The 10,000-nt window shown below is 37.0% G+C and carries 6 protein-coding genes, 1 tRNA gene and 1 pseudogene (2 of these 8 only partly in view); 2 read left to right on the top strand and 6 right to left on the bottom strand.

What is annotated here, in order from left to right:
- Positions 1 to 2,677: the 3' portion of a chromosome segregation SMC family protein gene (locus CLV95_RS06175; RefSeq protein WP_016748858.1), read on the top strand. Its footprint begins 98 nt before the window's first position; 2,677 of the gene's 2,775 nt are visible here — the last part of the coding sequence; its start codon lies off the left edge, out of view; it ends in the stop codon at positions 2,675 to 2,677.
- Positions 2,678 to 2,888: 211 nt separating this feature from the next.
- Here the strand turns inward: CLV95_RS06175 and CLV95_RS06170 are convergent, their stop codons facing one another.
- The 3 genes from CLV95_RS06170 to CLV95_RS06160 all read right to left on the bottom strand — a co-directional run bounded on the left by CLV95_RS06170 (position 2,889) and on the right by CLV95_RS06160 (position 4,634).
- On the bottom strand, positions 2,889 to 3,179 hold the full coding sequence (locus tag CLV95_RS06170) for a Cys-rich protein (RefSeq protein ID WP_011670494.1): 291 nt from the start codon (positions 3,177 to 3,179) through the stop codon (positions 2,889 to 2,891).
- A gap of 16 nt (positions 3,180 to 3,195) precedes the next feature.
- Positions 3,196 to 3,269 (bottom strand) — tRNA-Met (locus tag CLV95_RS06165).
- A gap of 60 nt (positions 3,270 to 3,329) precedes the next feature.
- Positions 3,330 to 4,634: a hypothetical protein gene (locus tag CLV95_RS06160; RefSeq protein ID WP_002734472.1), complete on the bottom strand. Its 1,305-nt coding sequence runs from the start codon at positions 4,632 to 4,634 to the stop codon at positions 3,330 to 3,332.
- A 318-nt stretch (positions 4,635 to 4,952) separates the two neighbouring features.
- On the opposite strand from CLV95_RS06160, the gene glnA reads away from it, so the two are divergent.
- Positions 4,953 to 6,374 carry a type I glutamate--ammonia ligase gene (gene glnA / locus CLV95_RS06155; protein WP_002726382.1) on the top strand — a complete coding sequence of 474 codons (1,422 nt, stop codon included), beginning with the start codon at positions 4,953 to 4,955 and terminating at the stop codon, positions 6,372 to 6,374.
- 766 nt (positions 6,375 to 7,140) lie between these two features.
- Here glnA and CLV95_RS06145 read toward each other — a convergent pair.
- The 3 genes and pseudogenes from CLV95_RS06145 to CLV95_RS06140 all read right to left on the bottom strand — a co-directional run.
- Entirely contained in the window at positions 7,141 to 8,814 is a 1,674-nt protein-coding gene (locus tag CLV95_RS06145; protein ID WP_002734605.1) for an LIC_10190 family membrane protein, read from the bottom strand.
- Between the two features lie 134 nt (positions 8,815 to 8,948).
- A pseudogene (locus CLV95_RS19280) lies at positions 8,949 to 9,534 on the bottom strand (transposase family protein); the annotation flags it as partial.
- 52 nt (positions 9,535 to 9,586) lie between these two features.
- Positions 9,587 to 10,000, bottom strand: the 3' portion of a protein-coding gene (locus tag CLV95_RS06140; RefSeq protein ID WP_002722475.1) for a TetR/AcrR family transcriptional regulator. It continues 138 nt past the right edge of the window; only the last 414 of its 552 coding nucleotides appear in the window; the start codon falls outside the window, past its right edge; it ends in the stop codon at positions 9,587 to 9,589.

Raw genomic sequence — 10,000 nt, 5'->3', positions numbered from 1 at the left:
TGGAAGCGGTAAGTCGAACATCGTGGACGCAGTCAAATGGGTCTTCGGTGAAAAATCAGCGAAAGGTCTTCGTGGGGAAAAGATGGACGATGTAATCTTTCACGGCTCCGAGGCGCGTAAGCCCGCGGGTTACGCGGAAGTTTCCGTCGTTTTCGATAATTCTTCCCGATTGATTAAGATGGATTATCCGTCGGTAAAGATGGCTCGCCGACTTTATCTGGATGGTAACAACGAATATTGCATCAACGATTCCAGAGTCCAAAGAAAAGACATCGAAAAACTTCTGATGGATACTGGGATCGGTAAATCTTCTTATTCAATCATGGAACAGGGAAAGGTAGATCGAATCCTTCATTCCAAACCGGAGGAAAGGAGACTGATCTTTGAAGAAGCGGCTGGGATCTCCAGGTTCAAAGTGGAGCGTCAAGAAGCGTTGAAACGTCTGGAGGATACGAAACAAAATCTCCTTCGCATCCAAGACATCATGAATTCCATGAAAAAAGAAATGGAAGTCAAGGAAAAGCAGGCGGAAAAAGCGGAGGTTTATTTCAAACTCAAAGCGGAATTGGACGAAACGGACAAGATCATACGTTATCTGAAATTTTCCACTCTTACCAAAAAATTGAAAGAGTCCGAAGACGAACTTCAAGGAATCAAGGATAAGAATCAGACCCTACTGGATACGATCGGTGAAGAAACCGGAAGAATCGAAGTGTTGGAAAAAGATAAATCGGAAATCGAAATGAAGGTTTCCGAAATCGACAAGAAATTATACGATCATCTTTCCCAAACGAAAATTCAAAAAGAAAAGATCGAGAAAAACAGACAGATTATACTGGAATACGAAGAAAGAGTTTCGGAGATGACCTCGATCCTCAATGGGGAAGAATCCTCTTTGAGTTTGTTGGTCATCGATCTAGAAAGAATTCAGAAAGAAGTTTCCGAGTTGGAAGGAGAGACCGAACTACTTGAGGGCGAGATTCGAAAACTAAAAGATTCTAAACTTGGTCTTGAAAAACGAATCGAGGATGAAAACGTTTCCGTTCTTGAAAAGGAATCGAAGATTGTCTCGAACGACAAGGTTCACAATGAGCTTCGTGAAAAACTCAAAGAAGTCATTTTCGAACTCGTTAGCCGACTTGAGTCCAGAAAAAAAGAAGCGATTGATACTGAAAATCGCAGAAGGGAACTAAAAGAGTTTCTCCTTTCCAAGATGTCGGAATATTCTCAAAAGATCGAGACGTTACGATCCGATTTGGAACTTTCCGAAAAATCGAAGATCCGATCTGTTTTGGGGGCACTTGATCTGGGAGAATTACGATTCAAACTCGAGGAGTTCGTTCATCTCGAGGATATGATTCGAAACATTCTTTTTGATCGGGACGGATTTTTATCCAGAAAGGAAGCTTTGGATCAACAGATCGAGGATCTGATTTTAGAAAACGAAAATCTTACGAGAGATATTAAGGATTCCGGTTTAAAAATAGAGTCTTTGAGAGAAAGTTTGGAAGCCAATAAGGAACAGACGGTATTTCTGGAAAAAAAAGTTTTAGAACTCGGTTCCGAAAGAAATTCCAGACTGGAGGCGGGAAAGGCGATCCAACTACGTAAAGAAGAGATCGAAAAAAGAATTCAGACTGCAAAGGATTCCATCCAAAACGTGATCTCTAAAAAACGGGAATTCGAGAGAGAAGTTTCCGAGCTCGAACAACAGATAGAATCAAGTTACAATGAATTTTTGGATATGAGTCGTGTTCTTGAATCCGAAAAAGAATCTCTTCGGAATATTTTGAAGGAGATTCAAAACTTAAAGCATGATATTCAAAAGAATCAGGATGATTTTAAGAATCTGATTCCTATTCTGACGGAAAAGGAAAGAACCGTTTCCGGTTTGAAAGTACAAATTGATTCATTTACCGAGGAACTTTATAACGACTATTCCATTTCCGAACAGGAACTTGTTTCGGAATTTCAAAATCGAAATTTGGAAAGAACCAAAGAAGAAGTAAAGTTGAAGAGGCTTAAATCCGACATTCAGATGTTGGGTTCTATCAATCCTCTTTCCATCGAAGAATATAGAAGTGTGAAAGAGATTTTCGAGCACCATCGGGTTCAAAAAGAAGATATTGAAAAATCGAAAGCGGACGTAGAGGATGTTCTGAATCGAATCAACGAGGAATCCGAAAAACTATTCCGTGAAACTTTCGAAAAGATTCGAGAGAATTTTCAGGAAACTTTTTCCACTCTTTTCAATGGTGGGCGTGCGATTTTAGAGTTGGCGGAAAACGAAGACAGTCTGAATGCCGGGATCGAAATTATGGCGGAACCCCCCGGTAAACACGTTCAAAATTTACGGCTTTTGTCCGGCGGTGAAAAATCTATGACTGCGATTGCGTTGCTCTTCGCGATCTATATGGTAAAACCTTCTCCATTTTGTTTTTTAGACGAAATCGACGCGGCTCTAGACGAGGCGAACAAACTTCGTTTCTGTCAAATTCTGGATAAGTTTAAGGATAAGTCTCAGTTTATCGTGATCACTCATGCGCAGTCTACGATCAATAGGGCAAATTCTCTTTTTGGAGTTACGAACGAAGAACCAGGGATTTCCAAAATTCTTTCTTTAAAATTGAATGAGGCGGTTTCTATCGCGGAGAAAGTTGCGGAAGCGGCCGTTTAAAAGAAAATTTTCACTTGGAAAAATACGGCGTTACTATATGCAGAAATTATAAAATTAGAATTTTTTTATAGAAACACGTTCAACTCTTACAGGCGGTGATCGCCGCAAACAACAATGTATACGTAAAAAAAGAGCGGAGGATTTCCGCTCTTTTTCATTTCAACAGAAGAACGACATTGCTCTTCAAAGGAAACTCATGAAGTTCTAAAATTTATTTTTTATTCGTATTGTATGCGTTTACGATACACTCGTTGAACGGTTTACACTGACTCTTGTGGTTCTCAAAACAGGCCGTGACAGCTGCGCTGTGTTTTTTACAAGAATTGATACAACCCGTTTTTACTTTGGTTTTTTCGTCCGCACTTAGTTTTCTAGGGGCGTTTTGTTCCACACAACCGGAATAGAAACCGCAAATTTCGTTGCAAGCGGCCGATTGAGCCGATACGGAACCGGTCGAAATCAGAAAAAAAAGAATCAATAGAAAGAAATGTTTCAACGTCATTCTCCTTTGAAACGATTAGCGACGCAGGGATTCGAACCCCGGACCTGCGGATTATGATTCCGTTGCTCTAACCAGCTGAGCTACGTCGCCGCTTTGTTTGGAGCCGATTGGATCGGTTCCAGTGCTATTTTTTTCAAAGGAATTGCACTGTCAAGGTTTCCTTCCGATGGAAGACTTCCAGATTTCGATGAGAATTTTCCATGTGGAAGCCGAAGAAATCTCTTCGATTTTTTTCGCCTCTAATTCTTTTTTTTTCTTCCATCTTTCCAAAATGGAATTTGTGATTTCCGTTTGTATGGATTCCCAATCTTTTGAGACGGTTTCATCGAAGGAAATCGTTTGGGAGAAATCCTGAATCACTTTCAAACGGTTCAAAAGATCCGGAATTTCAAATTCCTCCAATTTTTTTCTTCGGTTTTCTAAAATGGAAGTAAGAACGTTCTTAGCGGTCTCGTATTCTTTTTGAAGAAGAGAATGAAATAAGAATCCCGCATGTCTTGATACACGGGACGCAAATCTGTGCTCCGTCAAATTTCTCCAGGATTCGTTTTTTTCGAACCGAGGAAAGGAATTCGGAATTTTGGTATCCGAAGAAAACGTATTCAAATTTTCCCAAACATCCAGAAGAGAAGATTCCAGTACCAAAAATAAAAACGAGGGACTCAGCCAAGGTGGAACTGCGATCTCTAAAGCGGAAAAATCTTCGTCCGTATTTTTTGTATAAAGAGGGGAATTTTCAAAGTCGATCGCCGAAAGAATTGCACCCGAACGGGAAAACCAAATCGGAATCATCTCCTGATTTTCGGAAAGATCGATCTTTAGTTTACAAAAATTGAATTCGATTTTTTCGGATATATTGGAAAGAACATGGATTGCGAAAAGGCTTTGGACTCCGTTTAATTTCGGAGTGATGAGAAAGAACTTTCCTTGTTTTTCGATAATCCTTTCCGTAAAATTTTCAGGGATCGGTAATTCCAGAATCTTTTTAAGGTCGAGAGTTCTTTGGGATAAAATTTGAAATTCGAGTCGAAATACGGAAGTATTTCCTTTCTTATTTATTTTTTTGCCGGAAACTAATTCTATTTTTTTTTCGATCGTTGCGATTTTAGAGGAAAGAGAGGGTTCATTCGAAGCAAAAGGAAAATGGATGCATTTTTTCCAAACATAAGCAGGGAAGATTGTGGACGGAACAACTTGGGGGGTTGAAAAACGAAAGTCGGAAAGAAGTGAGATAGAACGACAAACCAATTTTTCAGATGCAAATGTTTCGAAAAGAGAATCCGGGAATTCGATCCAGTATTTCGCATCCAGTTCTTGGGCCCAAGTTTTTACTTGATCATAAAACTCTTTTAAAACGAATTCACTCGGATGAGAATTTTCAAAAAGGGATTCGAAAGTTTTTCGATCTAATCTTTGTTTTAATTCCGCTTCGGTAAGAAAATGAATTTGTTTCATTAGTTTCTCAAATACTGAATAATATTTATGCAGAATGTAAATTATCGGTACGAATAATGTACGAAATTTGAGCTAGTTGCCAATTGAATTGGAAAAAAGATAAAATCTGCAACCGCAGTGTATTTTAGGGCTTGCCTGTCTTTCAAGGAATTTTACTTTGATTCCGGATTCGTTCCTAAAACGGAGAAAAAAAGAGATTTCGGCTCTTTTTTGGGAAATCATCGGATTTCAGTTTAATGGTACGATATTTGCACTAAAAGTACAGACGCATTATGCGTGAATTAACGATTAATACTCGAAGACTAACAGGAGAATAGAATGTCCAGAACACCTAGTGAAGTTATCGCATATGCCAAGGCGAATAACGTTCTTTTCTACGATTTCCGTTTTACGGATATCAAAGGAGCTTGGCACCACGTATCGTATCACACGATCGCGATTACCGAGGATTCCTTTAAAGGGTTACCGTTTGATGGAAGTTCCATACCTGCTTGGCAACCGATCGATCGATCCGATATGCAGTTGATTCCGGATACCGATGCGATTTTTTTAGATCCTTTTACTGCGGATCCTACTCTTGTCGTTTTCTGCGACGTTTTTGACATCTACAAAGGCACTCTTTACGAAAAATGTCCTCGTTCTATCGCGAAAAAAGCCCTGAAGTATCTTGAGTCTTCCGGTCTTGCGGACACTGCGTATTTCGGTCCTGAAAACGAATTTTTTATCTTTGACAACATTAAAGTAAAAGACGCGATCAACATTCAATATTACGAAATTGATTCTTTGGAAGGAATTTGGAATTCTCACACTGACTTTCCCGGTTCTACAAACACAGGTCACCGTCCCGGCACCAAAGGTGGTTACTTTCCGGTAGCTCCTGTGGATTCTCAAGTGGATCTGAGAGCTGCGATCGTTAAGACTCTTCATCAAATTGGTATGGAAACTTTTGTGGTCCATCACGAGGTTGCTCAAGGTCAAGGTGAAATCGGTGTTAAATTCGGAACTTTGATTGAAGCGGCGGATAACGTTCAAAAACTGAAATACGTTGTTAAGATGGTGGCTCATAATTACGGTAAAACCGCAACCTTCATGCCGAAACCTCTTTACGGTGACAACGGCAACGGTATGCATTGTCACCAGTCCATTTGGAAAAACGGTGTGAACTTGTTCGCTGGTAAAGGTTACCAAAACTTAAGCGACACCGCTATGAATTACATCGGCGGGGTTCTTTTTCATGCAAAAGCCTGCGCGGCGTTTACGAACGCTTCCACGAATTCTTATAAAAGACTTCTCCCCGGTTTCGAAGCTCCTTCCATTTTAGCTTATTCTGCTCAGAACCGTTCCGCTTCTTGCCGTATTCCTTTCGTAAATGGGGACAAAGCAAGAAGGGTTGAGTTCCGTTTCCCTGATTCTTCCTCAAACCCTTATCTTGCTTTTGCAGCGATGCTTATGGCCGGTATCGACGGAGTTCAAAAGAAAATTGATCCGGGTCCACCTCGGGAAGAGGATCTTTTCGAACTTTCTCTGGATGAAATTCGTGAAAAAGGAATTCAACAAATGCCTCACACTCTTCGTGAATCCGTAGAACACATGCTCTTGGATAAAGAGTTCCTCAAAAAAGGGGATGTATTTACGGAAGAATTCATTCAAACTTACAAAGCGTATAAGTTTGAAACTGAAATCTGGCCTTGGGAAGGTAGACCTCACCCGTTCGAATTTCTTACTACGTATTCCTGCTGATCATCGGATCGATCGAGCGCCGGCGTCAAAAGTGCCGATGTTCGTTTAGATTACAGATCGAAAAGCCCGGGATTTTTCTCGGGCTTTTTTTGGACGGATTTTGAAAAGAATCGCAGGAAATACGACAAAGGTTTGAAATTAAGATTTTATTTTACAAAAGTAGAAATTTCTGATATAAGAAATTTCTTCAAAACTTCTCACGGCAAAACTAAAATACTGCTCCTTTTTATGTTTCTTTTATTACTCATCTATAGATAATAGAGTGTCTAAAATTCTTCATCAAACGCGGGATTTATTCTCAAATTAACGGTACTCTATTTTATAGGTCCTTCCGCTATTTTTTCCAAAGTGCATTTGGAATCTCTGAATCATATTTGTCCATTTCACTTTTTTATTATTACGTTTTTTGAATACAAAAGGTTTTGAGACGGCTTTAAGTTCATTGATTAAAAAACAAAATCTACTCTAGGAAAATTGAAATCAAATACGAATAGTTTTGAAAGTTATTGGATACAAGCTGGCGTTTGGGTGTTTATTTTTATAGGGTGATTACATGGTTACGTTTTGTCAGCTTTAAAATAACGTGAGTTCGGCGGTTGAAATTCATGATACATTTTTTTGTAGGAAGTTGGAATTTGATCTTTGTAAATCTATTCTAAAATGTGGAACTACAACAAATCGTGATTTTACTAACAAATTCTAAAAGTAGGGACTCCTATGTTTAGAAAATTTTGTCGGATAAAAAATTTAGCTTAAAAAAATATTATTAATTTTGAATATATTTAAATCCTGATTGTAAGGTTTTGCCCCTTAAAATCAAATTATGATTTTTATAAGGCATACAGGGTAACTCATGGTCGTAACATCGATCACTTTTGGCAGGAAGAAAAATTTCTAAGTCATTCATTTGAATCTTTGTAAATTCTAGATTTTGCGGAATTTCTATTTTTTTAGGGCGGACAAAAAATGCTGAGTTTTCCTGAATGAAACGCTTACACCTATTATAAGTTCTGCGGTTTATTAAAAAAACGGATATTACAATAAAAATGAAAACAAGAATTATTTGTTTTGAAGTTTTCGATATTTTGATCGGAAAAAAATTAATCCTAAAATCAAAATAGAAAAGAGGTGAAATTGCGGAAACACTTAGAAACGCTTTGCCGAATCTTATATCTGGAGCGAGTAAAATCCAAAAGATCACCCCAGCCCAAGAAGTAAAAAGTATTACAAACGTTTGAAAATCTACTCTTGCTTTTTTAAATAACCCGTATATAAGAACAAAAATGGGAGATAAGAAGGATATAAGAATAAAAAGTCGATTCAATTTTGAAATTTTGTTCCACCAAATTGGAAACCATTCCCAAAACTTCATCTGAGCAGCTTCTTTATATCCCTCTCCTGGATTTCTTGCCCATCCTGTGATTGATAATTTTTCGGAAATGACACTATCTAAGGGAACTTTCCAATCAAAATTGAAAAGATCAATAGTAGGAAAAGGATAAATTAAATAACCGGATAGGATGACATTCCGCACCAGCCAGGGTAAAAGAATCAGAAACATAGCCGAAATCAGAATCAATAACTTTTTTCCATCGAATTTACATCGAATTATAAAAAGTAAAACTAATATACAAATCGGAACGGTAGCCAGCTTAACACTTATGGTATATACGGATAAAATAATGGAGGCGAAATAGTTTTCTAATTTTAATCCTGAATGGTTTTCATTTTTTGGCAAGTTTGTCAGGATATATAATGGAAGTATGATAGAAATGAGATCCGGAGTAGGGGATGATAAGCTTATAAACTGCTCCAAAACTAAAAATAATACGATCGAATTTAATAAAAAAAAGTTTGTAAATCTTTCTTGTTTGAAAGCTTTATACATTCTATTTATAGAATGTAGCACTAATATAGAATAAATTACGAAATTAACCGAGAATATTTCTTGTTTAAAAATCTCTTTTAAAGAGGTAAGTGCAAAGATTGTAAATATATTCGAGTTAAAACCAAATCTTCCGTGTAAATTAGCCAGACCGGGAACTACTGTATATTCCTGAATCCATTTGATAGATTGAATATGATAAAGCCCTGAATCGTAAGCAAACGGAGGGTTTAAGGAAAAAATCAGCGCTGATAATAAAAACGGAAACGTTATGATAAAAACAATACTTTTGCGATTCAAATCAAATATTAACAACTTTAGATTTTCTCTTTCAAAATATAAAAAGATGGAACAAAATAATAGAAAAATATATAATATCGATACGGTTATTGGTAAAAATAAAGATACAAGAGATACTAACGTATTTGTTACGGACAAGCCTATTAAAACCTTGTCCGTGAATTGAAATTTCACTTTTAAAATTCGTTCTGTTAAAATTCCAAAAGAAATAAAAATGTACAAAGACAAAATACTGGAAATTAAAATGGCAAGCATAGATGATTTTTTTAGATAATAAGATTCGCAACCAAATTCAACACACTTTTACTAGTTTGGATTTGATTTCTTTAATAATTTGAAGTTTTTTCTTGGAATTTGTTTTAAATATAAAAACTTGTCCCAAAATCTATCTATTTACGAGACATTCTAAATAAAATGATAGCAGATTCGAGTTGGAATAGAATAACGTAATTATCGAGTTTGAATTTCCAGAGAGTCTTTATAGCTCTAAGCACGTTGAGCCAAGCAAAAGTAAGTTTGACTTTCCATCTAAAGGGATTAATGGAGCAATCTATTCAGGATTCTCATATTCTTTTTATTTGGAATTCAATACTGAATATTCCTCTTTTTTAATTTGTCTTTAATTGCATTGTTGGCATAAGTCTTGTGTAATGAATAATCTCCGGTTGCAAAGATTTAGGATTTCGAAATATTCTAAAGTTTTTTAAATTAGGAAATAGTAGTTTAGAATTATTGGCTCCAACTGAAGCGATTACAAAAGCTACAGGCTCCACACCGATCCGAGAATATGCCACTTTTGCCGCGATCCATCATGTTGGGATCCGTGAAAGCCCCTTGGGGCCACCATTTTTACTACCATTCTTTTGATCCTCATATAGAATAGATAGATCGTTCATAAAGTTTTAATGCTTCTTTTTCAATTTTGTCAAATACTTTTACTACTGAATATTCCTGAAATCTTCTATATAACTTCGATGAGTATGAAGTCGTTTCTAAATTTCTTCCGAGATTTCTAGCGGAACTCTTTCTATGTATTTTTCAGAGTGTGGACGAGATAGTTGCGAAAGTCGTCGAGCGAGAATTCTTTTTTGTTCGTGAGATAATTGATCATATAACCGATTGTAGTGGAGGCTAAATTCTTAATTTCGAATTCCGTGTAATTCGGTTTAATGGAACGGATCGTTTTTTTGGAAGTTTCAAAAAAAATCATATTCACGAGACGAATATTTCTACGCTTCAATCTATGAATTTTGGGTTGAAGCATAAGATTCCAATAAAGTCTGAGATAATCCTCGTTTTCCTTAACAAGACTGATGATACTTTCAGAGACGTTCACAATCAGATCTTCCCGACTCGGATTCGAGACAACTTCGTCCGTAATATAACGTTTTAGGATTTTATCATGCGATTCTATGATTCCTTCGAGGATCGCCTCTTTCGA

This window comes from Leptospira borgpetersenii serovar Javanica (assembly GCF_003046425.1).
Lineage (GTDB): Bacteria > Spirochaetota > Leptospiria > Leptospirales > Leptospiraceae > Leptospira > Leptospira borgpetersenii.
This window is presented reverse-complemented; position numbering and strand designations above follow the sequence as displayed.

Excerpts from the sequence above, each read along its gene's own strand:
- CLV95_RS06170 (WP_011670494.1), bottom strand. The coding sequence starts at position 3,179 with ATGACGTTGAAACATTTCTTTCTATTGATTCTTTTTTTTCTGATTTCG.
- CLV95_RS06160 (WP_002734472.1), bottom strand. The coding sequence starts at position 4,634 with ATGAAACAAATTCATTTTCTTACCGAAGCGGAATTAAAACAAAGATTA.
- glnA (WP_002726382.1), top strand. The coding sequence starts at position 4,953 with ATGTCCAGAACACCTAGTGAAGTTATCGCATATGCCAAGGCGAATAAC.
- CLV95_RS06145 (WP_002734605.1), bottom strand. The coding sequence starts at position 8,814 with ATGCTTGCCATTTTAATTTCCAGTATTTTGTCTTTGTACATTTTTATT.